General features: G+C 61.2%; 21 protein-coding genes. 15 read left to right on the top strand and 6 right to left on the bottom strand.

Annotation, left to right across the window (positions count from 1 at the left end):
• Window positions 1-193: 193 nt before the first annotated feature.
• Window positions 194-1,105: an ArdC family protein gene (locus FNT36_RS25115; protein WP_144853497.1), complete on the bottom strand. Its 912-nt coding sequence runs from the start codon at window positions 1,103-1,105 to the stop codon at window positions 194-196.
• A gap of 606 nt (window positions 1,106-1,711) precedes the next feature.
• Here FNT36_RS25115 and FNT36_RS25110 point away from each other — a divergent pair.
• From FNT36_RS25110 to FNT36_RS25050, 13 genes are all read left to right on the top strand, one after another.
• Window positions 1,712-2,617 carry a helix-turn-helix domain-containing protein gene (locus FNT36_RS25110; RefSeq protein WP_144853494.1) on the top strand — a complete coding sequence of 302 codons (906 nt, stop codon included), beginning with the start codon at window positions 1,712-1,714 and terminating at the stop codon, window positions 2,615-2,617.
• A gap of 190 nt (window positions 2,618-2,807) precedes the next feature.
• Complete coding sequence (locus FNT36_RS25105; RefSeq protein WP_144853491.1) at window positions 2,808-3,155, top strand: EthD domain-containing protein; 348 nt, start codon at window positions 2,808-2,810, stop codon at window positions 3,153-3,155.
• A 531-nt stretch (window positions 3,156-3,686) separates the two neighbouring features.
• Window positions 3,687-3,989, top strand: coding sequence for a hypothetical protein (locus FNT36_RS25100; RefSeq protein ID WP_144853488.1), 303 nt, complete (start codon window positions 3,687-3,689; stop codon window positions 3,987-3,989).
• Window positions 3,986-4,768 (top strand): Fic family protein, encoded by a 783-nt coding sequence (locus tag FNT36_RS25095; protein WP_144853485.1) that lies wholly within the window; start codon window positions 3,986-3,988, stop codon window positions 4,766-4,768. The genes FNT36_RS25100 and FNT36_RS25095 overlap by 4 nt, the downstream gene beginning before the upstream one ends.
• Before the next feature lie 87 nt (window positions 4,769-4,855).
• Window positions 4,856-5,182: a DUF6660 family protein gene (locus FNT36_RS25090; RefSeq protein WP_144853482.1), complete on the top strand. Its 327-nt coding sequence runs from the start codon at window positions 4,856-4,858 to the stop codon at window positions 5,180-5,182.
• A gap of 173 nt (window positions 5,183-5,355) precedes the next feature.
• On the top strand, window positions 5,356-9,780 hold the full coding sequence (locus FNT36_RS25085) for a CusA/CzcA family heavy metal efflux RND transporter (RefSeq protein WP_144853546.1): 4,425 nt from the start codon (window positions 5,356-5,358) through the stop codon (window positions 9,778-9,780).
• 39 nt (window positions 9,781-9,819) lie between these two features.
• Complete coding sequence (locus tag FNT36_RS25080) at window positions 9,820-10,998, top strand: efflux RND transporter periplasmic adaptor subunit (protein ID WP_144853479.1); 1,179 nt, start codon at window positions 9,820-9,822, stop codon at window positions 10,996-10,998.
• 12 nt (window positions 10,999-11,010) lie between these two features.
• The gene (locus FNT36_RS25075; protein WP_144853476.1) at window positions 11,011-11,343 is read left to right on the top strand and encodes a YnfA family protein; all 333 of its coding nucleotides are present in this window, start codon (window positions 11,011-11,013) and stop codon (window positions 11,341-11,343) included.
• A 10-nt stretch (window positions 11,344-11,353) separates the two neighbouring features.
• Window positions 11,354-11,968, top strand: coding sequence for a hypothetical protein (locus tag FNT36_RS25070; RefSeq protein ID WP_144853473.1), 615 nt, complete (start codon window positions 11,354-11,356; stop codon window positions 11,966-11,968).
• A gap of 51 nt (window positions 11,969-12,019) precedes the next feature.
• The gene (locus FNT36_RS25065; protein WP_144853469.1) at window positions 12,020-14,143 is read left to right on the top strand and encodes a heavy metal translocating P-type ATPase; all 2,124 of its coding nucleotides are present in this window, start codon (window positions 12,020-12,022) and stop codon (window positions 14,141-14,143) included.
• Window positions 14,144-14,152: 9 nt separating this feature from the next.
• A complete protein-coding gene (locus tag FNT36_RS25060; RefSeq protein WP_144853467.1) occupies window positions 14,153-15,046 on the top strand; it encodes a cation diffusion facilitator family transporter in 894 nt (297 codons plus the stop codon).
• Window positions 15,047-15,065: 19 nt separating this feature from the next.
• The gene (locus FNT36_RS25055; RefSeq protein WP_233636218.1) at window positions 15,066-15,857 is read left to right on the top strand and encodes a ZIP family metal transporter; all 792 of its coding nucleotides are present in this window, start codon (window positions 15,066-15,068) and stop codon (window positions 15,855-15,857) included.
• Between the two features lie 26 nt (window positions 15,858-15,883).
• Complete coding sequence (locus FNT36_RS25050; protein ID WP_144853464.1) at window positions 15,884-16,150, top strand: hypothetical protein; 267 nt, start codon at window positions 15,884-15,886, stop codon at window positions 16,148-16,150.
• A 220-nt stretch (window positions 16,151-16,370) separates the two neighbouring features.
• On the opposite strand, the gene FNT36_RS25045 is transcribed toward FNT36_RS25050, so the two are convergent.
• Window positions 16,371-16,622, bottom strand: a complete 252-nt coding sequence (locus FNT36_RS25045) for a hypothetical protein (protein ID WP_144853461.1) — start codon at window positions 16,620-16,622, stop codon at window positions 16,371-16,373.
• A 496-nt stretch (window positions 16,623-17,118) separates the two neighbouring features.
• Between FNT36_RS25045 and FNT36_RS25040 the strand changes: the two genes are divergently transcribed.
• Window positions 17,119-17,454, top strand: a complete 336-nt coding sequence (locus FNT36_RS25040; RefSeq protein WP_144853457.1) for a hypothetical protein — start codon at window positions 17,119-17,121, stop codon at window positions 17,452-17,454.
• Between the two features lie 179 nt (window positions 17,455-17,633).
• Window positions 17,634-17,948: a hypothetical protein gene (locus FNT36_RS25035; protein ID WP_144853454.1), complete on the top strand. Its 315-nt coding sequence runs from the start codon at window positions 17,634-17,636 to the stop codon at window positions 17,946-17,948.
• Here the strand turns inward: FNT36_RS25035 and FNT36_RS25030 are convergent.
• The 4 genes from FNT36_RS25030 to mobC form a co-directional block, all read right to left on the bottom strand.
• Window positions 17,935-19,968 carry a toprim domain-containing protein gene (locus FNT36_RS25030; protein ID WP_144853451.1) on the bottom strand — a complete coding sequence of 678 codons (2,034 nt, stop codon included), beginning with the start codon at window positions 19,966-19,968 and terminating at the stop codon, window positions 17,935-17,937. The two genes, FNT36_RS25035 and FNT36_RS25030, sit on opposite strands and share 14 nt — an antisense overlap.
• 76 nt (window positions 19,969-20,044) lie before the next feature.
• Window positions 20,045-22,612, bottom strand: coding sequence for a DUF3945 domain-containing protein (locus tag FNT36_RS25025; protein ID WP_144853448.1), 2,568 nt, complete (start codon window positions 22,610-22,612; stop codon window positions 20,045-20,047).
• Between the two features lie 114 nt (window positions 22,613-22,726).
• Window positions 22,727-23,083: a helix-turn-helix domain-containing protein gene (locus tag FNT36_RS25020; RefSeq protein WP_144853446.1), complete on the bottom strand. Its 357-nt coding sequence runs from the start codon at window positions 23,081-23,083 to the stop codon at window positions 22,727-22,729.
• Window positions 23,084-23,163: 80 nt separating this feature from the next.
• Window positions 23,164-25,179, bottom strand: a complete 2,016-nt coding sequence (mobC, locus tag FNT36_RS25015; RefSeq protein WP_144853443.1) for a conjugal transfer protein MobC — start codon at window positions 25,177-25,179, stop codon at window positions 23,164-23,166.
• Between the last annotated feature and the right edge of the window lie 12 nt (window positions 25,180-25,191).

The following is a 25,191-nucleotide window of genomic DNA, read 5'->3' as shown; positions in this document are numbered from 1 at the left end:
TACATATTAAACGAAATTTCACTCGTAAAGTTGCATAAATTACAACTTTATTTAAGTAGTTTTTACATCTTTTTACTGGCACGAAGGGTGCATTTTTCCCTCTTGTTAATCGTTTTACAATTGCAAAATTTTCCTCTTGTTCGCCGGCTGCTGGGTCCGACCGGATTACTCCGGCCGGACGGCATCCCCTCCCCTACTCGGGGTCCTCGGCGGGCGCGGCGGCCTCGCCGGCTTCGTAGCTGGGCACTATTCCCAGAATGTGGTTGGCGGCCTTCTGGGCTTGGCTGGCGGCCGAAATAATCAGGCGCTTGTCGTTGCGCAGGGCTTGCAGCCAGTTGTCGATATAGCTGGCGCTGCCAGGCAAGGTCAGGGCCATATCCAGGCCGGCGGCATTGCCCAGAAACGCGGCCCCTAGCTCGGCCACCAGTTCTTCCTTGGCGTAGCTCTCGCTTCCGAAAGAGGCTTTTTCGGTCAGGGTGGCCCGGTCAAGGCGTTTGCTGTGGCCGGTGCTGTGCGCCAGTTCGTGAAAGGTGGTGAGGTAAAAATCCTCGGCCGTGTGAAAGTTGCTGGCTTCGGGCACGTTAACCAGGTCGGTGCTCGTGCGGTAATAGGCTTCGCTGCCGCCGTAGCTGATGCGGGGGCCGCCCACGTAGCCGGCCAGCACCTGCTCGGCGGCCTGCTGCGGCGTGTGCGCCCGGCTGGGCAGCTCGGGCAGCTTCCACGCTATCCCGTCAATCTGCGAAATGTTGAAGACGGTCGAATACTGCAAGATGGCCACCTTTTTCTCCTGGCCTTTGGCGTCCTCCTTCTTGCCCACTTTGTAGAAAACGACCGGCATCCCCTTCTCGCCCTTGCGCACGCAGCCGCCCAGTTCACGGGCCTGGTTGAAGGTCAGGTAATACGGCTGCTCGTGTTGCAGCATCCCCAGCAGAAAGGCGTTGATGCCCTGGTATACGTGCTTGCTCCGGTAGTTGCGGGGGGCACCGTGGTCGGCGTTCCAGCCCTGCTTCCACGGCGTAACTCCGTTTTCTAAAGCCAGAATAATGCGGTTGGTAATCACCTCGTAAACATCGGTACGGGGGGCGGAGGGTGTGGCGCTTTTCATGACTTAAATGATTGATTTATTGCTTGCTACTTATACTATTTAAACGAGTAGCGCCCCTATAAAGTTGCATAAAATACAACATTATTTAAGCAGTTTTTACATCTTTACCTTGGCATGAGTAGTGCATTTTTCCCCTTTTGTTCTCTTTCTGATGGCAAATGCTCTAGGTGCTGGTACACCCGCCAGCTTATCACGGTCAACTGGCAGCCTATCACCAAAGACTTAGCCGGTAAGCTCCACTAACTCGCCGGTTGGTCAGGCTTTCCACTTGTTCGCGATAGGGATGGCAGGGGTTTGGCCTTGGTTAAAAGTTTGGTCCAAATGTTACAGCTGGCAACTGCCCAGCCAGCCTCAGAAAGCAGGGTTCATTAATACAGCGCGTAGAACCTACTTCTTGACCCACAAAATCTGCCTACTTTCTCTCTTTCAGGAATGCGTCAGAATTGTGCACCTTTCTGAACGGAACTTAATTCGCTTCTGAGGGTGAACTTATCTTTTTTTAGGCTGAGCGGCCACTGTCTTTTTACACCGTCTTAGCGGGTCAAGCGATGCTGGAAACCCAGCAGCCATATCCTTTGGGTAAGGTGAATTTGGTAACTTTGCCACATGTCAAGGCTTGAGGGGCTCCCCGAATTTTATCAGCACCACTTCCAACACGCCCCCGATACCCGCCCAACCGACCTGGGGCAGGTCAATGTCTTTCGCTTGGAAGCGTCCATGCTCCTCGGCGCTGAGCCCGTGCAGTTCAGCCGGCGCGATTTTTATAAAATCGCGCTGCTCCGTCGTGGGCACTGTGCGTACCACTACGCCGACCAGCGCGTAGAGGCCATTGGCCCTGCGCTCCTGTTTTTTAATCCGCAGCTCCCCTATACCCGCCACCTGGTCTCGGCGGAAATAACTGGCTTTTTCTGTGTGCTGCGCCAGGACTTCTTTCAGCAGCGGGGAGGGGTAAGTCTCCCCGAACACCCTTTCCTGCGGCCTGGGAACATCCCGGTCTACCCCCTCACGGTTGCCCAAGTGGAAGAGGTCAGTGCCTTGTTCGAGAAAATGCTGACCGAACTCGCCTCCGACTACCTGCTCAAGTATGACCTGCTACGTACCTACGCCGCCGAGTTGCTGCACTACACCCTCAAGCTGCGGCCGGCCGCGACCGACTCCCCGCCGGTCGATGCCAAAGCGCGCCTAACGGCCGCGTTTTTCGAGTTGCTCGAACGGCAGTTTCCCCTGGAGTCTCCCACCCAGCGGGTGGTCTTGCGCTCGGCCCGCGATTTTGCCCAGCAGTTAGCCGTGCATCCCAACCACCTCAACCACTGCGTGCGGGCTACCACCGGCAAAACCACGACCGACCATCTGGCGGCCCGCTTAAGCCGCGAAGCCAAAGCCCTGCTCCGGCACACGGACTGGCCCATTGCCGAAGTGGGCCACAGCCTCGGGTTTGACGAACCGGCGCATTTCACGTACTTCTTTAAAAAGCACGCCGGCCTGGTGCCCTCTGCTTTTCGACTTCTTTGAATTTGGTAAGTAGTGCCGTGAATTTGGTAAACAGCGGCTACGCCAGCGACCGACCTTTGTGGTCGTTAAACACGCCGCCTGGTAGGTAGCAACCGGTCGCCTTACCAGAGGGCCTGGGGCCACCTGCGGCGCGGCGTTTTGACCCGCTTTATTCACGCACCTCCGCCCTATGCGGAATTATCCTGTTATCATGGTAAAGATGCTGCTTACCCTGAAGCGCCGTGCTGGCATGAGCCAGCAGGAGTTCAGAAACTATCGCCAGAACGTACACGAGCCGTTGCTGCTCGCCCTTCCCGAAGCCCGATACATGCGTCGCTTCGTCGTTTCTTATCCCCTTGCCGCGCCCGGGTTTGGCGAGCCGAGCTACGATGCGGTGGTGGAAGTGTGGTTTGACAGCTTGGAGGACCTGAACGCGTTGTTCTTTTCCGAAAATTTTCAAACCAAGGTTGACCCGGACCATGCGAACTTCCTCGACCTGCCGCAAGGGGGGATAATCATCTGCGAAGAAGTCGTCGTTGTCGCCGACCGCCAATCGTAGGCCGGAATTAACCCATTGGGGCGAAACAAGTTAGGGCTGTTGCAAAAGAAGTAGGGTACGGTGGTTGGCGTTGCTCTTACCCCTACCTGTCTGTAAGCTTGGGCTTACCGCTAAAGCAGCTGGTCCATTCCCAACAGTACTCCCTAGCCAGGTTAGAATAAGATAAAAGGCAGAAAAGCCACTAGCTCAACGCTAGTGGCTTTTCTGCCTTTTATCCCTTTACATAACGCTTGTTATTTGATTTTTCGCAGTAAGATGCTATTTCGCAGTAAGATGCTATTAGCTTCTAGGCGCTGCGTTTGAACCCTACTCTCTGAGGCAGGCCGGGCAATTGCCAGCTGTAACATTTGGACCAAACTTTTAACCAAGGCCGGGTTTAGTCCGCAGGACCGTAGGCGCAGCCGGAGCCCCGCACAGCCCGGCCCACAGGGAGTCGCCCAAAACGTCAACAAGCGACTTTAGTAGCGGGACGTAAGGCTGAATTTGTTACTTTTGAGTACTGTTCCAACAGCCAGTTTTTCCCTTTTGCCCATGAACTCAGCCAGCCAAGCCGCTTACCAGGCGTTGCGGGACTACTTGAACTCGCTGCTTAGCCCCACCCACCCCGACCAGGCGCTGGCCGAGGTGCCGGCGGCCCTGCGGCCGGGCCTGGAAGTGTTTATGCGCGGTAAAACGGAGTACCAAGATGAGGCCGGCCGGCGCATGATTTACGCCTACGACCTGGCCGCCTGGGCCAGCGACCTGATTCACGGCGCGGGCCTTACTACTCCCCTGCCCCTGGGCACACTTAACGTAGCCGAGTTGCAAGCGGCCACGCTACGGCAGGCGGCATGACGTGGACCGAGATTGAGCGCCTGACCCGGCAGGTACAGCAGTTGCCGCCTACCCAGCAGCAAACCAGCCAGCAGCTGAGCCAGGTGATGGTATCAGCCCACTCCACCATGATTGAGGGCTCCCGCGTGACGGTGCTCGAAGCAATGGATTTTCTGCTCGGCGAAGCGCCGGCCCTGGGGCCGGGCAAGCCGCTGGAAGGCTACGACATGCTCGGCGACCACGCCCGCGCCCTCGACCTGGTAGTGGCGCGGGCCGCCGCCCGACAGCTACCTGGCCCGGTCTTCCTACGGGAACTGGCGGCGGCCGTCATGCGCAGCACCGGCCGGATTATGAATACCGCCCTGGGTACCGTGGACCCCACGCAGGGCGACCTGCGCCGCACCAACGTGTTCATCGTCGGGGCCACTTCGTTTCCCAATGCGCAAAAGGTGCCGGCGCTGGTGGCAGCCCTCGTCGGGGAGCTGCGCGAGCGGATGCCGGTGGCCGCCACGCTGCGCGAGCAACTGGAACTGGCCTTCGAGGCGCACCAGCGGCTGGTGAGCATTCACCCGTTCAACGATGGCAACGGCCACACCTCCCGCCTGCTCATGAACTACGTGCAGCGCTTCTACGGCCAGCCGCTGACCATTGTGTTTCGCGAAGACAGGCAGGCGTATTTTGAAGCCCTGGAACAGAGCCGGGTGACGGAAGACCTGACGGTATTTACGGCGTTTATGCTGGGCCAGCATGGCAAGTCGCTGACCTACCAGCTGTCGGCCGCCACCCCGCGCCCGCGTTAGATTTACCCGCTTTCGGCTCACCGGTCGATGGGTATCCCTGGCTGAAAAGCTGCGGCCCTAATCTGAAATCACTACCTTTGCGGGTACATGCGCCTGCTTGCCCTGTTTTTTGCCTGCTACTTCGCCTTCCTCTCGTGCCTCACCTGCACGGACGAGGCCCCCGTGTGCCAGGACCAGCAGCAGGCCACTATCAGCGCTTCGCACGCGGACTGCGGAGCCGGCACGCTGGGTGACTGGTGCTCCCCGCTGTGCCAGTGCCACTGCTGCGGCGGGGCCATTGTGCCGGCGGCCCTGGCCGCGCAGGCAGCCTACTCCCTGCCCACCGAGTGGGCCGCCAGCCCCCGCCACGCCCGCATGGTCGTGGCTGCCCCCACACGGGCACTCGGGGCCGTGTGGCAGCCGCCGCAGGCCTAATCCTTCCCCCCTTTTCCTGCTGACCACCCTTCCCGGTGGCCCGTCGCGGTGCGCGATGGGCTAATTGGCGCTTTTGCGCTGAATTGGTCATGCCCCCCGCTCCCACCCCTGGTGCCGGAGCCGCCGGGCCGCAGGGTTTCACGGAAGCGTTAGACCTAACCCCCAAGCAGCGGATGTTCGACCGACTGATTCATTTTTCCATTCACAACAAGCTCATTGTCGGACTGCTGACGCTGGCCCTGGTGGCCTGGGGCGGCTACTCGCTCAGCCAGCTCCCGATTGACGCACTGCCCGACATCACCAGCAACCAGGTGGTGGTGTACACCGTGGCCCCCTCGCTGGCCGCTCAGGAGATTGAGCGGCTGGTGTCCTTCCCCGTGGAGCAGGCAATGGCCACCATTCCCGGCCAGACCGAAATTCGCTCGTTTTCGCGCTTCGGCCTTTCGGTGGTCACCGTCGTTTTCGAGGACAAAACCGACATTTACTGGGCGCGCACCCAGGTTTCGGAGCGGCTGAAAGAAGCCGAAAGCCAGATTCCGGCCGGCACCGGCCGCCCCGAACTGGCCCCGCTCAGCACGGGACTGGGCGAAGTATATCAGTACCTGGTGCGCGCCAAGCCGGGCTACGAGAAGAAGTACGACGCCACCGCCCTGCGCACCATTCAGGACTGGATAGTGCGGCGGCAGCTGCTGGGTACGCCCGGCGTGGCCGACGTAAGCAGCTTCGGCGGGCTGCTCAAGCAGTACGAAGTGGCCCTGGACCCCGAGCGGCTGCGCTCGCTGGGCGTCACGGTCAACGAGGTGTACCAGGCCGTAGCCCAGAATAACCAGAACGCCGGCGGGGCCTACCTCGACCAGAACCCGACCGCCGCCTTCATCCGCACCGAAGGGCTGGCCACGAGTCCGGCCGACATCGGCAACATCGTCATCCGCAGCACCAGTACCGGCCTGCCCGTGCTGGTGCGCGACGTGGCCGAGGTGCGCTACGGCGCGGCCGTGCGCTACGGGGCCATGACGCTCAATAACCAGGGCGAAGTGACCGGCGGGCTGGTGCTCATGCTCAAGGGGGCCAACGCCGCCGAGGTCATCAAGAGCGTGAACAAGCGCATGGCCACCATTCGCAAGACCCTGCCCGAAGGTGTCACCGTGGAGCCCTTCCTGGACCGCTCCAACCTGGTAGACCGCGCCATTCACACCGTCACCAAGAACCTGCTGGAAGGGGCGCTCATCGTGATTTTCGTGCTGGTGCTGTTCCTGGGCAACTGGCGGGCCGGGCTGGTCGTGGCCTCCGTCATCCCGCTGGCCATGCTCTTTGCCGTGAGCTTAATGCGCCTGTTTGGTGTGTCGGGCAATTTGATGAGCCTCGGGGCCATCGACTTCGGGCTGATTGTGGATGGGGCGGTGATTATCGTCGAGGCCATCATTCACCGCCTGCACGGCGGGCAGCTGCAAGTACCGGGCAACCGGCTGAACACCGAGCAGATGGACGACGAAACCTACCACGCGGCCTCTAAAATCCGCTCGTCGGCGGCGTTCGGCGAAATCATCATTCTCATCGTGTACCTGCCGCTGCTGGCCCTGGCCGGCATCGAGGGCAAGATGTTCCGGCCGATGGCTGAAACCGTGGCCTTTGCCATTCTCGGGGCTTTCCTCCTGAGTTTGACCTACGTGCCGATGATGTCGGCACTGGCTCTGAGCCGGTCTACGGAGAATAAAAAGACGCTTTCCGACCGGATGATGGCCTTCTTCACCCGCGTCTATCACCCTTTGTTGAAGGGTGCGCTACGCCACCAGGCCGCCGTGCTGCTTACTGCCGGCAGCTTGCTGGTCGGCGGCTTTTTCTTGTTTCGCACGCTCGGCGGCGAGTTCATTCCCACGCTCAGTGAAGGCGACTTCGCAGTCGAAATGCGGGTGCTCACCGGCTCTTCGCTGAGCTACACCATCACGCAGGCCCAGCAGGCGGGGGCCATCCTGAAAAAGCAGTTTCCCGAAGTGAAGGAAGTGGTGGCCAAAATCGGGGCGGGCGAGATTCCCACCGACCCCATGCCCGTGGAAGCCGCCGACGTGATGGTCATTCTCAAGGACCAAAAGGAGTGGACCTCGGCCACCAACCGTGAGGAACTGGCAGATAAGATGGCCAAGGCGTTGAGCGTCATGCCTGGCGTTACGTTCGGGTTCCAGCAGCCTATCCAGATGCGCTTCAACGAGTTGATTTCCGGGGCCAAGCAGGACGTGGTACTCAAAATCTACGGGGAGGACTTGCAGCAGCTGGCCGACTACGCCCAGCAGGCCGGCCGCCTGGTGCGCCAGGTGCCAGGGGCCGAAGACGTGTACGTGGAGCAGGTCACCGGCCTGCCTCAGATAGTGGTGCAGCTCGACCGCAACCGCCTGGCCCAGTTTGGCCTGAACGTGGCCGACGTGAACCGCACCGTGCAAACCGCCTTTGCCGGCGAAACCGCCGGCCAGGTCTTCGAGCAGGAGCGCCGGTTTGACCTCGTGCTGCGCCTGCGCCAGGACCTGCGCAAGGACATTACCAGCGTGCGCCGGCTCTTCATCGCCGGCCCCAACGGCCGGCAGGTGCCCCTGGAGCAGGTGGCCAGCGTGGAGCTGCGCGAAGGGCCGAATCAGATTCAGCGCGACGATGCCAAGCGCCGCATCAGCGTGGCCTTCAACGTGCGGGGCCGCGACGTGGAAACCGTCGTCAAGGAGCTGCAAGGCAAAATTGATAAGCAGGTGAAGTTTGCTCCCGGCTACTACACCACCTACGGCGGTCAGTTTGAGAACCTGCGCCAGGCCACCGACCGGCTGAGTATCGCCGTGCCGGTGGCGCTGGTGCTCATTTTCGTGCTGCTGTTTTTCACCTTTGGCTCGCTGAAGCAGTCGGTCATGATTTTCACGGCCATCCCACTCTCGGCCATCGGGGGCATCGCGGCGCTGTGGCTGCGCGGAATGCCGTTCAGCATCTCGGCCGGGGTAGGCTTCATTGCCCTGTTCGGGGTGGCCGTGCTCAACGGCATCGTGCTCATCGGCTACTTCAACCAGCTGAAAGCCGACGGCATTGCGGACCTGAGCGAGCGCATCCTGCGTGGCACCGAAGTGCGCCTGCGCCCCGTGCTGATGACGGCTACCGTGGCCTCGCTGGGCTTTCTGCCGATGGCGCTGGCCACCTCGGCCGGGGCCGAAGTGCAGCGCCCGCTGGCCACCGTCGTCATCGGCGGGCTGGTATCGGCCACGCTGCTGACGCTGCTGGTGCTGCCCGTCCTCTACGCCCTTTCCGAGCGAAAAAAGGCTGCGGAGCCAGCGCCTGAATCCAGTCCGGTTGCGGCTAAATCCCTACCCGTGGCGACGCTGCTGCTCCTGCTGCTCCCGCTAGTGGGCCACGCGCAAAGCCCGCTCACCGCGCCCCAGGCCGTGACGCAGGCCCTGCAAACCAACGGCACGGTGCTAGCCGGCCAGCGCGCCCTCGAAGCCCAGCAGGCCGTGCGCCGCTCGGCCTACGACTATGGCCGCACGACCGTCACCGGCAGCTACGGCCAGTACAACTCCCAGAACCGGGACAACCAGTTCACCATCACCCAATCCGTGGCCCTGCCCGGCGTGTACCGCAGCGCCGCCAACCTGGCCGATGCCCGCATTGCCGGCCAGCAGGCCCAGCTAACGCAGGTGCAGGCGGAACTGCGCCGCCAGGTGCGGCTCAGCTACGAGCAGGCCGTCCACGCCCGCCACCGCCTGCGGGTGCTGCGCGGGCAGGACAGTGTGTACACCGAGTTTCTGCGCTCGGCCACCCTGCGCTTTAAGACCGGGGAGGCCGCTCGCCTCGAACCAGCTACGGCCCTGGTGCAGCAGGGCGAAATCCGCACCCAGCTGCTGGCTGCCCGCACCGACTTCCGGGTGGCGCAGCGCCAGCTGCAAGCCCTGCTGCAAGTGCCCACGGCCGTCGTCGTGGCCGATAGCCTGCTGCGCCCGCTGGCGCTGCTGGGCGCGGCCACCCTGGCCGATTCCACCGCGCCGGCCGGGGCTGATACGCTGCTGGCGCGCACCAACCCCCAGGCGCGGGTACTCGCCCAGCAGGTGGCCGAGCGCCGCGCCGAAACCCGCGTGGCCCAGGCCGCCGGGCTGCCGGAATTCACCGTGGGCTACTTCAATCAGACCATCATCGGCTACCAGCGGCTCGATGCGGCCGGTACGGAAAACTATTTCGGCCCCGGCTCCCGCTTTCAGGGCGTGCAGGCCGGCGTGGCGGTGCCGCTGTGGCGGCGGCCCCAAAAGGCGCGGGTGCAGGCCGCCCGCCTGCAAGAGCAGGTGGCCCAGGCCGGCTACGACCGCTACCGCGCCGAAATAGCCGGCCAGCTGGATGAACTGCTGGCCCGCCGCCGCGAGCAGCAGCAGCGCCTGGCCTACTTCGAGGCCACGGCCCTGCCCCAGGCGGCCGTTATCACCCGCCTGTCCACCATCGGCTACAAGGCGGGCGAAACCGGCTACTCGGAGTATCTGCTCAACCTGGAGCGCGCCCGTCGCCTGCGCCTCGATTACCTCGACGCGCTGCTGCAACACAACCAGACCATTATCGAGCTGGAATACCTCCTAGGCGGGCAATAGCCGACTGGCTGCCCCGCCCCCTCCCTCAACTTCAGAATCATGCGAGTTATCGTAACGTATATCGTACTGCTCAGTCTATTGACTGGCTGCGGCGCGAAAGAAGCCGCCACCGACAGTGAATCAGCCAAGACTACGCCCGCCGGCGAAGCGGGTGAGAAAGCCGCCCCCGACCGCGTGACCCTCACTACGGCCGAGCAGCAGGTAGGTGGCGTGCGCCTGGGCACCCTCACCCAGCGCCCCATGAGCGGGGGGCTGAAAGTGAACGGGGTACTCGATGTACCCCCGGAAAATCTGGTGTCCGTCAGCGCCCCGCTCGGGGGCTTCGTGGACCGCACCGACCTGCTGCAAGGCTCGCGGGTGCGCGCCGGGCAGGTGCTGGCCGTCATTCGCAACCCCGATTTCGTGCAGCTGCAACAGGACTACCAGGAAGCCCGCAGCCAGCTCAAATATGCCCGCGCCGAGTACGAGCGGCAGGGCGAGCTGTACAGGCAGGAAGTGGCCCCGCAGAAAAACTACCAGCGCGCCCAGGCCGAGTACGAAGCCCTGCAAGTGAAAACCAGCGCCCAGGCCGCCCGGCTGCGCCTGGCGGGCCTGCCCCTGGGCGGGGCCATTGTTAGCACGGCCACCCTGCGCGCCCCTCGGGGCGGCTTCGTGAAAGCCGTGAACGTGAGCATCGGCCAGAGCGTGACGCCCACCGACGTACTGTTTGAAATCGTGAACCCCCAGCACCTGCACGTCGAGCTGACGGTGTTTGAAAAGGACATTCCGCAGGTGAAGGAAAACCAGCTCGTGCGCTTCTCGCTGGGCAACGACTCGGTGAGCCGCGAGCGCACGGCCCACGTCTACCTCATCAGCAAGACCATCAGCGACGAGCGCACCGTGCGCGTGCACGCCCACCTCGACCGCGAGGATGAGCAGCTGCTGCCGGGCACCTTCGTGCGGGCCGTCATCGAAACCAACCGCGTCACCGTGCCCACCCTGCCCGAAAAAGCCGTGGTGCAGTACGGGGCGCAGGCCTTCGTATTTGTGGCGGCCGACTCGGCCACGAAAGCCGGGACTGTCACCTACCGCATGGTGCCCGTCACGCGGGGCGTGAGCGAAGACGGCTATACCGAAGTTCACTTGCCCGCCGCCGAGCAGGGCAAGCCCCTGCGCTTCGTCACCGAAGGCGCGTATGCCCTGCTGGGTAAGCTCAAGAATGCCGAAGAGGAAGAGTAAGACCGGTTTCCCATGCTACCCATTCTAAAGCCCCTGCTGGTGTTTTTTCTCGCCGGCCTCTGCGAAATCGGGGGCGGCTACCTCATGTGGCAGTGGCTCAAGTCGGGCCGGGCCGGCTGGATGGGGGCGGCCGGGGCTGTCCTGCTGATACTCTACGGCTGGATTGCGACCTGGCAGCCGACCTCGTTCGGCAAAACCTACGCCGTGTACGGCGGCATTTTTATCGTCATGTCCATCGCGTGGGCCTGGTATTTCGACGGCTTCCGGCCCGACCGCTTTGACGTTATCGGTGGGGTCATCTGCTTCGTGGGCATCGCCATCATCCTGTTCTGGCCCCGCTCCTAATCAATACTCCATGCTCGAACTACTCACCGGTGCCCTGCTGCTCAGCCTGCTTCACGCCACGATTCCCAACCACTGGGCTCCGGTGCTGGCCGTAGCGCGGGCGGAAGGCTGGTCGGTGCGGCGGGCCGTGGGCGTAACTGCCGTGGCCGGGCTGGCGCACGGCCTGAGCACCGTGCTGATTGGCTTGCTGCTGGGCCTGCTGGGCTGGCGCTTGTCGGACCGCTTTGCCCAGGCGGCGGGCTGGGTGGCCCCGCTGCTGCTCATCGGCATCGGGCTGCTCTACGCCTTCTCCGGCCCTGGCCACACGCACCCCGACCCGGCGGCCCTGCCGGCGCGCCGGCCCCGGCGGCGGGTGGTGCTCGGGCTGGCGGCCACTATGTTCCTGGCCCCCTGCCTCGAAATCCAAACCTTCTTTCTGACGGCTGGCACCCACGGGCCGGCCGCGCTGGCGCTGCTCATGGGCGTGTACTTGCTGGTGTCGGTGGCGGCCATGTGCGCCCTGGTGGCGCTGGCCTCGCGGGGCCTGCGCCGCCTGCGCCTCGACGGGCTGGCCCGCCACGAGCGCCACCTGACCGGCGCGGTGCTCGTGCTGGTGGGCATCGCCGGCTTTTTCGTGGACTGGTAATCGACGGCGCGCCCGTTCCCTCTTTAGAACTGATTTCAACTCCTGATTTTTATGCCTGACCCTTCATCCGATAGCCTCAACGAGGAGCTGAACACCGCCAAGCAGGTGCAGCCCGAAAACGTGGGCGCGCTCACCCGCGCCCAACTCACGCCCGCTGCCGCTGCCGCGTCCCAGGGCCACGACGTGCCCGGCCACGACCACTCCGACGCAAACCACGCGGGCCATGACCACGGCGACGAATCCGACGAGCACGCGGGCCACGACCATGATGGCCACGACCACGGGGACCACGACCACGGCCCGGCCGGTGACAACCCCTACCTGGCTCCGGGCATCAGCCTGGTACTGATGCTGGCTGGTATTGCGCTGGACTACTACAAAGCTGGCTTCTTTACCGGCTACGTGCGCTTCGGGTGGTACGCGGTGGCCTACCTGCTGGTAGGCTGGAAAGTGCTGCGCTCGGCCATTCAGAGTATCCCCAGCGGCAACATCTTCAACGAGTTCCTGCTCATGGGCATCGCTACCATCGGCGCGTTTGCCCTGGGCGAATACGCCGAAGGGGTGGCCGTGATGCTGTTTTACACCGTGGGCGAGCTGTTCCAGGACGCGGCCGTGAACCGCGCCAAGCGCAGCATCAAGGCTTTGCTCGAAATTCAGGCCACCGAAGTGGGCGTGCTGCGCGGTGGCCAGCGCCTGGTGCTCGACCCCAAGGAAGTGGTGGTGGGCGACGTGATTGAAGTGAAGCCCGGCGAGAAAGTGGCCCTGGATGGCTCGCTGCAATCTGAGCGCGGCACCTTCAACACGGCCGCCCTCACCGGCGAGTCGGTGCCGCAGACCATGCAAAAGGGTGAAACCGTGCTGGCGGGCATGATTAACCAGGACACGCTCAGCCAAATCACTGTTACGGCCGCCTTTAAGGATACCAAGCTGAGTAAGATTCTGGCGATGGTGCAGGATGCCGTGGGCCGCAAGGCCAAGGCCCAGCAGTTCATCACCAAATTTGCCCGCGTCTACACGCCCATCGTGGTGGGGCTGGCCCTGCTGCTCACGCTGCTGCCCTACTTTTTCGTGCACGACTACGTATTCCGCGACTGGCTCTACCGGGCGCTGGTGTTTCTGGTTATTTCCTGCCCCTGCGCGCTGGTTATTAGCATTCCGCTCGGGTACTTCGGCGGCATCGGCGCGGCCTCCAAGGTCGGGGTGCTCTTCAAGGGTTCCAACTTTCTCGATGTCATGCGCGAGATTGATACCGTGGTAATGGATAAGACCGGCACCCTCACCAAGGGCGTGTTCGCCGTACAGCAGGTGGTAGCCGCCAACGGGCAGGACCCGGCCCGGTTCACGGCCCTGGCCGCCGCGCTCGAAGCCAAGTCCACCCACCCCATCGCCCAGGCGCTGGTGCAATACGTGAAGTCCGCCGGCACCCCTCTGGCCGTGGAAAATGTGGAAGAGATAGCCGGCCACGGTCTGCGCGGCCGGGTCGATGGCCAAGACGTGCTGGCAGGTAATACCAAGCTGCTCAGCAAATTCAACGTTGCCTATCCCGCCGAAATTGACCATGTGGTCGATAGCATCGTGGTGGTGGCCGTGGGGGGCCAGTACGCCGGCTACCTCACCGTGGCCGACGAAATCAAGGAGGATGCGGCTCAGGCCGTGCGGGAGTTGAAAGCGCAGGGCATTACAACTATCGTCATGCTCTCCGGCGACAAGGACGCCATCGTGCAGCGCGTGGCCAAGGAACTCGGCATCACCGAAGCCTACGGCGGGCTGCTGCCCGAAGACAAAGCCGCCCACGTCGAGCGCCTGAAAGCCGCCGGCCACCGGCTGGCCTTCGTGGGCGACGGGGTAAACGATGCCCCCGTGGTGGCCCTGGCCGACGTGGGTATTGCGATGGGCGGCCTCGGCTCGGATGCCACCATTGAGACGGCCGACGTGGTGATTCAAACTGACCACCCGAGCAAGATTGCCACCGCCCGCCGCATTGCCGTGGCCACGCACGCCGTAGTCTGGCAAAACATCTGGCTGGCCTTCGCCGTGAAAGCCGTGGTGCTGGCCCTCGGGGCCGGCGGCCTGGCTACCATGTGGGAAGCCGTCTTTGCCGACGTGGGGGTAGCCCTGCTGGCCATCCTCAACGCCGTGCGGATTCAGCGTATGGACTTTACTACTAAACCTTAGCTCTCCCTGATGGAACCAGCTGCCCCCACCAACCGCGAGCGTGCCGAGCGCGGCCAGACCTCTACCCTGCTTGGCATCGGGGCCAATGTGGCCCTCGTGCTGGGCAAGGGCACGGCCGGCGTGGTCGGCCACTCCTACGCCCTCATTGCCGAAGCTATCGAGTCAGGCACTGATATTTTCAGCTCCCTCATCGTGTGGTTGGGCCTGCGCACCGCCGCCCGCGAGCCCGACGCGAATCACCCCTACGGCCACGGCAAAGCCGAGCCACTGGCCGCCATTGCCGTGGCCGTGGCCCTGGTATGTGCCGCCGCTTACATCGCCACCGAAGGTGTGCTGCACATCCTCACGCCCCACCAGCTGCCGGCTCCCTTCACCCTGGCGGTGCTGGCCGTGGTCATTGCCATCAAGGAGACGCTCTACCGCCGGGTGAATAAAGTCGGGGAAGAAGTGGACAGCAGCGCCGTGAAGGCCGATGCTTGGCACCACCGCGCCGACGTAATTACCTCCTGCACCGCCTTCGTGGGTATCAGCATTGCCCTCATCGGGGGCAAGGGCTGGGAAGCGGCGGACGATTGGGCCGCGCTGGTGGCCTGCTGCTTCATCGTCTACAACGCCTACCACATTTTCCGCCCGGCCTTCGGCGAAATCATGGATGAGGCTCCCGCCGGGACGTGGGCGGAAGACGTGCGCGCCCTGGCCGAAGCCGTTCCCGGCGTGGTGGCCACCGAAAAGTGCTTTGTGCGCAAGATGGGCTTCGAGTATTTCGCCGACCTGCATGTGATAGTGGACGGCCGCATCAGCGTGCGCGAAGGCCACGACATTGCCGGCGCGGTGAAAGCGGCCATCAAGCAAGCCAAACCTGCCGTCTATAACGTGCTGGTCCACATCGAGCCAACTACCTGACCTGTTCCCCTCTTACGCTATGCTGCTCGTTATTCCTGCCGCCGTTACTCCACCCTGGACCACGATACTGGGCTTCTCGCTGCTGCCGGCCATTGTGATGGTAGCCGGTGCGGCGCTGGCCGTGTGGCGCGCTCCCGGCCCGAAGCTGCGTAGCGCCATTCTGCACTTCGCGGCCGGCGTCATCTTCTCCGTGGTCGCCGTAGAGCTGCTGCCCGATATCGTGCAGCACCATGCCCCTTACGAGGTGGCCCTGGGCTTTGGCCTGGGCGTGGCTACCATGCTAGGTCTGCGTTACTTCACCCAGCGCCTCGAAAAGCAGACGGAAGCTGCCCCGGAAGCTCCGGCTGCTGTTACCACGGGTACCGCCAGCGCGTCGCCGCTGCCGTGGGGTCTGCTGGTGGCCATCGGCATCGACATTCTCATTGACGGGCTACTGCTGGGCATCGGCTTTGCCGCCGGCGCGAAGGAAGGCACCCTGCTGGCCATCGCGCTGACTATTGAGCTGCTTTCCCTGGGCCTGGCCACGGCCGTGGAGCTGCGCGACGGGGGGCACGGTAAGGGCCGGGCGGTAGCCATTGTGGCCGGCACCTCCCTGATGCTGCTGCTCGGGGCCGGCATCGGCACCACCGTACTGCGCGGGGCCACCGGCAACCTGCTGGAAATAGTGCTCTCCTTTGGTCTGGCGGCGCTGCTCTTCTTAGTCACCGAGGAACTGCTGACCGAAGCCCACGAGGAAACCGAAACGCCGCTGCTCACGCTGGCATTTTTCGTCGGATTCCTGCTGTTTCTGCTGCTGGGCATGGTTGCCTAGTTGTTTTAATTTACCTGCTCCAAGTCATGCACACTGTCAAAATTGACCTCACCCTAACGCCGGAAGGTCGTCACCTGGCCTTCTCCAAAGAACTGCTGGAAGTAGCCCACGTTTTCCGCCGGGTGGGCGGTGAGGCTGGCCCGTGGCAGCGCGTGGCCGTGAATACCCGCTCGCCCTACCTGGATACCGATGTCTTTGCACCGGGCACGCAGTTGGAATATTACGTGCAGCACGAAACCCAGCAGGGTACCGCCGAAGCTCGCAGTCACCTCGTCAGCACCACGCTCCCCTAGCGTTTCCCGGCACTCATTCAGCAGCATAGCGTTATCAGCCAAGGATTTGTCCGGCTTACAAAACGAGATGCAACGGAATAGCCGGGGCCTATGTTTGGCCTGCATGTGCAACCATCATAAGCCTGCTCACAAGCTCCAGCGCTTTGGCATTTACCTGGCCGCAGGCATCCTCGTGCTGCTGAGCCAGTATTACATTTCCTGAACACGTCGTCGCTCCCATCTACTTGTGCCGCCGGGGAGCACGGTGAGGCACTGCAACCGGAGCGGGCGGCACCACTACTTCCCGAACGACCGAAAAGCTGTAAGTCGTCACCTGTTTTCCTGGCTGCACGGTGGGAGTCGCCGCGCTCGCAACCAGTACCTGGGGCCGGATAACTTCGTGGTATAGCTGTACTCCCCGGTAGCAAGCGAATAACGTAACGGCCACTAAGGTCAGCAGGGCCGTGTAAAGGGCGATTTTCTTCGTATTCATGGGTTGCGTTTGTAAAAAGCCGGGCACCAGACCCGGTGATATAAGGTGGAAAACCAGTTTGTGCGAGGGGGCGTTAACTGGCCCCGGCACGGGTAAGTAGTCCCCTCACTGCCTCAGTGGAAGGCCGCAAGGGAATAAAAGGCAAACTTTTTTTGGTAGTCGGGGAATGGCAGTGCTGGCCAGCAGAGCGCTCCCAAAGGTGCGTCAGTGCCAAATGCGGCATATCTGGTACCTGATGAAACACAATCGTCTCTTAACCAATATATTATTGGCCAGTCAACCCCATTTACAACCCGATTAAGGGGGCTGCAAGCGCGGTTTAGCGGGGGGAGTAGACGTAACTCCATCACGAGCCAGCCGGAAGGCAGCTCGGCAGTAAGGCGGGGCAAAAATCCTGGTCAGGTTCATCGCTACAAACCTGCGACCGCCGGGCAGCTAAGAAAAGGACACTACTTGCGTTTTAGTTATTTGCAATTGGTATTAACGCGAAACGCCTTTGTCACTCCTCGATAACTCCGAAATTGCCTGCGAATACTGCCGGCGAAAGTTTGTTCCCAAGAAGCGGTGGGTGCAGAAATACTGCGGCAGCCCGTGCCGGGTAGCGGCCTGTAACCAGCGCGCCGGGCGGGCTCATCCACTCGAAAGCCAGTCGGCCATCAAAATCCGTCGGCGCAAAGAGCGCGGGCGCACGCCCACCGCCGTGGCCGCGAATCAGTCTTCTTCAACGAATGAAGAAGTTATCGCCGCTATCGGGCAGCTGGTGGAGCGCATGACCGCGCTGGAAAAGCAACAGCGGCAGCTGCTAAACTTGCTCCTGCCACCGGCTGCGTGAGTTAGTTCCTTACCAGATAGGCATAAAAAAACCTCACCGAAGCGGTAAGGTCTTTTTGCATGTTGCTAGTGCTTTCCCTTCTATGGTGAGGCGCACTAACTCAAATTTAGAGCCCAGGGCCTGGCTTGCGTACTTCCTAAGCTAGCGGCCGTTTACTTTGAGTAAATTACCGGTGCACCATGAAAAACGAGTGGGATTTTTTTGCTGACGTGCAGCGACGCTTGGCTACTGGCCAACCGCTCGTGCAGGGGTACTTTGCCAATCCAGTATCATTTCCCTTTGACGAGCTGCGCGGCATTGTGCTTGATGAGGATGGCACTCAGTATGAGTTGGGCGCAGATTACAAGCAGGCGCTGGGCGAGTGCATTCAGCAAGGGCATACCCCGTGGGGCCTGTGTCTTCGGGAGCGCATTATCTGCTTTGGACAACAAGTAGTGGCGGCCGACTTTACTACTGACTACGTAGTGGCTTATGAAGCCGCTACGAAAGCTTAGGGCCACGTCGGCGCTCCGGCTGTTGCGCTTGTGCCTGCTCCTGCTTAGCCGGGGTAAGGAGAACCTGCATAGCCTGGCGCAGTTGGCCTACACTGGAACTGTCTTTGAGGGCGGGTACCTGGTCTACCTTGGCCAGCACCTTAACCAGATTTTCCTGGTCCAGTGGCTTGATTTCCGGCTGCTTGAGCAAACTTTTGCTTACCTGCTGCAAATAGGCGGCCTGTAAGCCTCCCCCATTCTCTCGTAGGGTCTGCGCTACCAGCGCGGCAGCGTTAATGAACACGCGGCGGGCCTGGTCGTGGCCGGGCGAATCACTCGGCTGTAGCTGCTGCTGCTCGGCCCGCTTCTGCTGCTGGGCCACTTCCTGTTCACCAGCCATCTGCCGGCGCTCCGTCTGGGCCACCATCCCTTCGTTGACCGTAACCTTTGGGTTGGTGGCCAGGCTGTCGAGGGCAGCGCTAATAGCGGGCAATTGGGGCGAGTCCAATCGGTAGCGTAGCGTCAGCTCGGTAGCCAGTTCGCGGGGAGCAGCATTATCCAACTTGCGCGAGTGGTCGATGCTCAGGCCCACTTTTTCCAGGTTCTGCTGCAAGGTGCTCAGCTGCGACATTTCATCCCGGCTTTCCCGATACGCTATCGTAAGCAGGCGCTCCCCCTTATCGCGTGCGGTGGCCGGCACTTCCGGCTGCTGAGTAACGGCGCTGCCCAACTCCCGCTTTACCACGCGCTGCATCTGGTCCTGCTTCAAATCCTCATTCCAATCCTTACCCTGGCTTTTGACGAGTTCGATTTTCTGGTCGTACTGCAAGCTCTGGGCGATGGCCTGATTGAAAGCGCCCAACGCTTCGCGGTTCATTGGAACGTGGAACTGGTAAGTATTGGGGCCTTGCCTGGCCGAACTAATTAACTCGTCGCGCAAGGTCTGGGCGATGGCTGGCGAGACGGGCTCCCCGCTTTCGCGGTTGTACTGCTCGGTGGTTCGGGCATTGAAGGATTTCAACTGCTGGGTCACGGCCTGCATACTGGCCAGGTTGGCCGTGGTGACTTCGACGGTCAGCAGGTGCTCGTGCTCCCGCACCACCTTCATCGGGTTCTGCTCGCTGGCAAAGCCCGCGAGTAGTCGGGTATCGAAGTGGTGGCCCTGGGTATCGTTGTCGAAAGCGGATTTAATGGCGGGGATGCGCTCCTCCCCCAGCAGCCGCTTCATCTCAAATATCTTATTCTGCGTCAGCGTGCCCGACGTGGATGCATACAACACTCGCTCGCCGGGGTGCAGTTGCGCGTAGGAGAGCGTATCAATGGCCGACTCGCTCACTACAAGGTGCGTGGGCGGCTTGCCCTCCGGCAGCTTGCTCAGCCACAGCGAGCGGGCAAACTGGCTTTCGGCCGCCTGGCCTTTGAAGCCCTCCCCTTTCAGCTCCAGCCCCACAACGCGGCCGTCGTGGTAGGCCGGGAAGGCCGTATTTACAAACGTCTTGGCCGGCATTCCCTCGCGCTGCACGGTGTGCAGCTGGTTCAGGATGCGGCCGGCAAACTGTGGGTTCTCAATCGTGGTTTTTGTAATACCCCGGCTCTCCAGAAAAGTGGTATTTTCGAGGGGCCGGCAGTCTTTGGTGTAGATGCTGTGAAATTTCTCGCCGGGGGTGGTTTCGCTGATTGGCGGCAAAGTCAGCCTGGGCCGCTCGGACTCGGGCAGGTTCAGGTAGGCCCGGAAATGGTCGTTGACGCTCTGCCACATATTGCGGCCGGGCAACTGCTCGATACCGACGACGCGGCCCGTGCTCACCCGGTTTTTCATCCAATCGACGACGCTGCCCTTATCGCGGTCGTCCTGGCTGTTGAAATACATCCAGTCCCCTCCCCTACCCTTGAAAACCACGAGCTTGTCATCCCCCTCGAAAACGTGCCATTTCCCCTTGCCCAGGTCCTCGCCCTTTTGCAGCGCGTAGCCATAATGGGTAAGTATTTCGGGGAGTTCAACGCGCTCCTTGATTTGCTGGAAGGTGAGGTCGTGTTCCATATCAGGTTAAATAGGAAGCCCGAAAACAGTGTTTTCGGGCTTCGTTGATACTACCTAAAGGCCGCACGAAGCGCCTTTAGATGCGTGGGCCGCGCACCCGTGGCGCGGGTGCTACTACTTCGGTCACCGTTGCTACGGGTGCCTGCTTTTTCTCCGAATCCAGGTCCCGCGTCTGGGTAGCCGCTGGTGCCTGGGTTTTGGCCAGCTCGTAAGGCTCGGGCTTCACTTCCACGCCGGCTTTCGCGGCGTGGATTTGTACAGTCCCGTCAAACGGCTCGCCCCCATTGGGTCGGTTCATTTGCGCCAGATGCACTGCTTTGCCTTCGCGCAGGTCGTGACTCTGCTCCGCTGATAGTTTTACGCCCGCAATCTCGTCCTTGAAAGTCACCTTACTTTCCGGTAAAACTACGACCTTGTTCATCTCTTTATCAACGCCCACGTAGCCGTTGTAGGTGTTGCCTTCTTTGTCCTTCAGGCCGCGCACTAAGCCAGCGGTGCCCTCGGTTTCCAACTGCTTGCGCTGCTCTGGGGTAAATGGCTGGCCCCCTATCTCGTTGGGAATCTCCAGCAGCTTCTTCGGCAACTCCATTTTCAGCGTGGCCGAGCCGTCCGCCTCGCGGTGAAGCACCATCTTCGCCTCGAATCTCACCGGTTCCTGCCCCTCCTTACCGACTGCCTGCATGGCCAGCAAGCCGGTTTTCTCGCCGTTCAGCAGCTTTTGCAGCTGGCCGTTGGCTTTCAGGTCGGCATCAGTCAGGCCCAGCGAAGCGAGCACTTTTTGGGGAATATCGGCCTCGGTAAATTTCGGAGCCGGCGCGGGCGTGGCGGGCTGCTGCACGGGGACAGCGGTGGCGGCCGGCGCGGGGGCCTCGGGCGCTACGGCGGCGGCAACAGCTGCGGCCGGGGCCGTGGGGGCTACGCCTTCGGGCCGGGCACCCGGCTTCAACTGGTCGCCGGCATCGGCATTACCGGCCGATTTTATCAGGCGGGCCTGTAGGTCCTGGCGGGTCTTCTCGTAATCGACTTCCAGCGACTGGCGGGTTTTGGGAGCGCCGTTCAGGTGTTCATAGAAGTTTTTCAGAAACGCCGAGACCGGGTTGCCGCTGGTATCAATGTCAAGCAGGCTTTTGCCATCCTGAATCACCTGCGCCGTGGATTTACCCTGCTGCTGGGCTACCTGCTTCACGCGCTCCACGCCGGCTGCCTGCTGGGCCTGCTCCGGGCCGGTGAGGGCCTGCTTGGGAGCCTGGCTTAGCTGGGCACTCAGCGCATCCCACTGCTTCACGCCAAACGCTTCTTTGACGGAATAGCCCAGGTCGGTAGCCTGGTCCTGGTCGTCCACGCCCATGCGCTGCCGGCGAGCTACTACCTGCTCAGGCTTCTCGACAATCTCAATCCCATTGCCGACACGCTTCAAGCCCTGGATAGTGCCCTCCAGCTTGGTCAGCTCCGGGCTCTGCGGGTCGTAGCTCACGCCGAAGCTGCCGCTCAGCTTCCCATCGGTACCTTTCTCAAACTTCATGGGGCCAACTGCTACGCCCGATTCTTTGAGTTGGTCGAGGTAGGCCCGCATTTCCAGCAAGGGAGCCACCGCGTCGCCCTGCTGCTTCCATTTAATTTGCAGTTCCCCGGCGCTGGATTCCAACGCGGGTGCGGGGGCCTGCTCGGGGGCTGGCTTGTCGGCAGCGGCCGGCGCGGCGGCCACTGCGGGCGCGGTCCCATCGGGTGCGGGCTCCTGGGTCGGCGCGGCGGCCGGCGCTTTCGACATCAGGCTTTCCAATGTCGCCGGATTGGTGCCCCAATCGCTTACTGCCAGTTCCCGCTTCAGCTCATTGGCCACGGTCCGGGTACTGGCCTGCTGGGTTGGGTCAATGAGCTTTTGGCGGGCGGCCTCCTGCTCATGGTTTTCAAAAACCTGTAAGCCGTTGCCACTACCCAGCTCTTTTAAGCCCTGGATAGCCCCCTCAATCTTCAGCGGGTCAGTTTGCGCGGGGTCATACTTCAGGTGAAAGCTCGTGGTCAGCTTGCCATCCTCCCCTCGCCCGACCTGGTAGCCCTGGGGGTTGTCCATGTGCAGCCCTTGGCCTTCCAAATACAGCCGCATCTCATCAAGAGGCAATACCTCGTCGTTAATCTGCTGCCATTTCACCTGAATACGGCTACCGGGCTCCTGATTACCCAAGCTGGCGGCAGCCTCCTCGCGCACCGGGCCGGCAGTCGTGGTAACGTCGCTGGCCAGTTCCGGCACCTGCTGCTGCTGTGGCTGGTTGCTAAAGCCCGTCTGCCCTTGCATGGTCATTTTCCACGTTTCGCCGCTGCGCTCAAAAATGGCGGGCTGCTGCACGGCCAGAAAATCCTGCCCCGGCTGGGGCCGCCCCTCGAAATTAAACACCCGATTCAAGACGCTGTCTTGGCTGTACAACAGCTGCGCATCAGCATTAGGGGCGGGGAATGCCTCCGCCCGGTTGGGGTTGCTGGGGTCCACTCTCAGTTCAAAAAGGCTGTAATGTGCCGGCCGGTTGCTGAGTAAATCCCGGCCCACCGTGCCATCGGGCATTGGCAGGCCATTCAGGTAGATTACCTGGGACGCGGTGGGGGTAGGCGCTACGGCCTCCGTAATGGGCACTTCGTCTTGCTCTGCCATTGGTAATGATGTGGTTAGGTGGAAATAATGGGCCAAAAAAAACGAGAGGCTGAAACCAACTTAGGTTCCAGCCTCTCGTTTTCGTGTTATTGAAACGGCGCGGTTATATTGATGCTAGGGGGTACGCAGATGCGTGGTCAGCAGTTCGGAAAGCTCAGCCATCTTGGCATCTAATTTCTCGTCAACGGCGGTAAGGTGCTTATCCAGCGTCCTTACAATGGCATCCCGGATGGGCTCCGGCGACTTCTTGGTTACCTCGTCCAGCTGAAGCTTGCTCACCTGGCCATTGTTTTTGGTCAGCACCCAGTTCAGGTTGTAGCCCCGGCTCTCATACACCCCCATCACCTTGAGCCAGTTTTCAATCTTGCCCCCCTCCCCCTGCTCAATGCGCCATACGATGTTTTGCGTCAGCCCAATGCGTTTGGCTACCGCCGCCTGCGTCCATTCCGCCTCCCCGTAGTGCTTGCCCAATTCTTCGCGAATTGTGGCCAGGCGTTTCCCTACTCGCTTGCTGTTAGGGCTGGGGGTTCCGGGGCTGGACTGCGGCTCTTTCATTTTGCTTTCTCGGTTTTCTCCTTGATGAGGTGCTTTAGGTCAGGGTCATTGCCAATGCGAACCAGCTCCCGGGCGCACAGCTCTTTCACGTCATTTTTGATGCTGCGGAAGTTGGCTTGTATCATTTCCTCAGCCTCGTCTTTGCCAGTGGCTGGGTTGATAAAGCTGGTAATATCGGGAATCGGCTGGTAGTTTCTGGCCTCGGCGGTTACGGCCTTCACGTCTACCTGAATCTTGGCGTGGAAAACCTTCTGCTCAATCTCCTCCCCAAAATTATCGGCGACGGCCCCCACGAAATTACCCTGGGTCAGATTGGCAATCGTGCTGGCCGGTATCATGCTGTCCATCTGCGTGGAAAGGCTGGTGCTCGTCTCGCGCATGTTGATGCTCAGGCTCTGGCGCTGTTGCAGGATTTTGCCGAAGCGCTCGCTCAGCCATTTGCCGCTGTTACCCGATACCTGACCGCTAAACACGTTGCCCACGGTGTTCTTGATTACTTCGGCCTCCTTCTGGCCGTAGTCGCGCTCCAGCTGCGAGAAGTCCTGGAAGCCCAGACACGTCGAAACCTTGTTGCTTCGCGCCGTGGCAATCAGGTTATCCAGCCCTTTGAAGTAAATCGTTGGCAACTCGTCAATGATGATGGACGATTTCCGCTTGCCCTTCTTGTTGACCAGCTTCACGAGACGGGCATTATAGAGGCCCAGCGCGGCCCCGTAGATGGCTTGGCGGTCGGGGTTGTTGCCCACGCACAATACCTTGGGCTCCTCGTTGCTGTTAATATCGAGCGTAAAATCATTGCCCGACATTACCCAGTACAGCTGTGGGCTGGCCAGCCGGCCCAGCGGAATCCGGGCGCTGGCAATCTGACCTTCCAGCTGCTCAATAGCATCCTTCTGGAACGCCGACACGAACGGCTTCACCAGGTTCTCAATCTCGGGGTACGAGGCTAAGACAGGGAAAATCTCCTCGTAATCGCGGCTCAGAAACTCAATGACGTGGGGGAAGGTGCAATACTTGCCCTTCTCGAACAGCTTCAAAAACCAGATGATGGCCGCCACGAAGTTGATGGGGCTCTCCACGAAGAAGTCGCCTTGCTTGCTAATCCAGCTCTTGTTGAGGTTGAGCATGATGGTGGACGCGCTTTCGTAGGCATCCACAATGTCTGTCATCAACTCGGGCAGCAGCGGGTTGCAGCGGTGGCTTTTGCGCGGGTTATCGAAGTTGATGACATAGAAGCCCACCGGCTTATCAAACTTGTCCTGGTGTTTCAACAACTCGTTGTAGCAGATTAGGCTCAGGTCATCAAACTTGTAATCGTAGATGTACATGCAGAAGCCCTTAGCCAGGTGCTGCCGGATGAATTCGTTAATGACCGCGAAGGACTTACCGCTACCGGGGGTACCCAGCACCATCGTGGCGCGGAATGGATTGACCACGTTCAGCCAGCCGTGATGCTTCTTGCCCCGCACCAGGTATTCGGTGCGCAGATTCACCGAGTACTCGTTTTCCATCAGCCGCTCCTCCTGGGGGAATGATTCGTTGTCCTTATTGAAAATGTCTTTCATCAGGTCGTTGTTGAACAACCGGCTGAGCCAGGTGCCGGCGCTCAGCAGCAGCAGGAAGCCCCCCGCGACCAGCGCCACGTAGAGGAACGTGGCCAGCCCGGCCGGCAGGTCGGTAGCGCGTAGCAGGTCGGAGCCATAAATCAGCCCCAGCCCAATCAGCGCGTAGCCAATCACCGTTTTCCCTTTTAATTTTTCGTTGGCGCGGCCCTTGATGCCGAGGCAGCTCAGAATGAGGAAAACCACGGCCAGGGTTTTACTTACCCAACTGGCTTTAAACAGGAAGGAGTTTTTGGTGAGGCTGGCCATGATGCGCTCGACTACGCCCGAAGTCCACCCCATCGACTGGAAGTAGCCGAAGCAGTAGTAGTAGATGTTTATGCCCATCAAAACGATGGCGAAGAGTCGCATGAACTCCATGATTTTTCGTAGTGCTTTCTCGTCTTCCATGATACCTAACGT

The organism is Hymenobacter setariae, assembly GCF_007713685.1.
Lineage (GTDB): Bacteria > Bacteroidota > Bacteroidia > Cytophagales > Hymenobacteraceae > Hymenobacter > Hymenobacter setariae.
The sequence above is the reverse complement of the archived record's forward strand: the minus strand, read 5'-3'. Positions and strand labels throughout refer to the sequence as shown.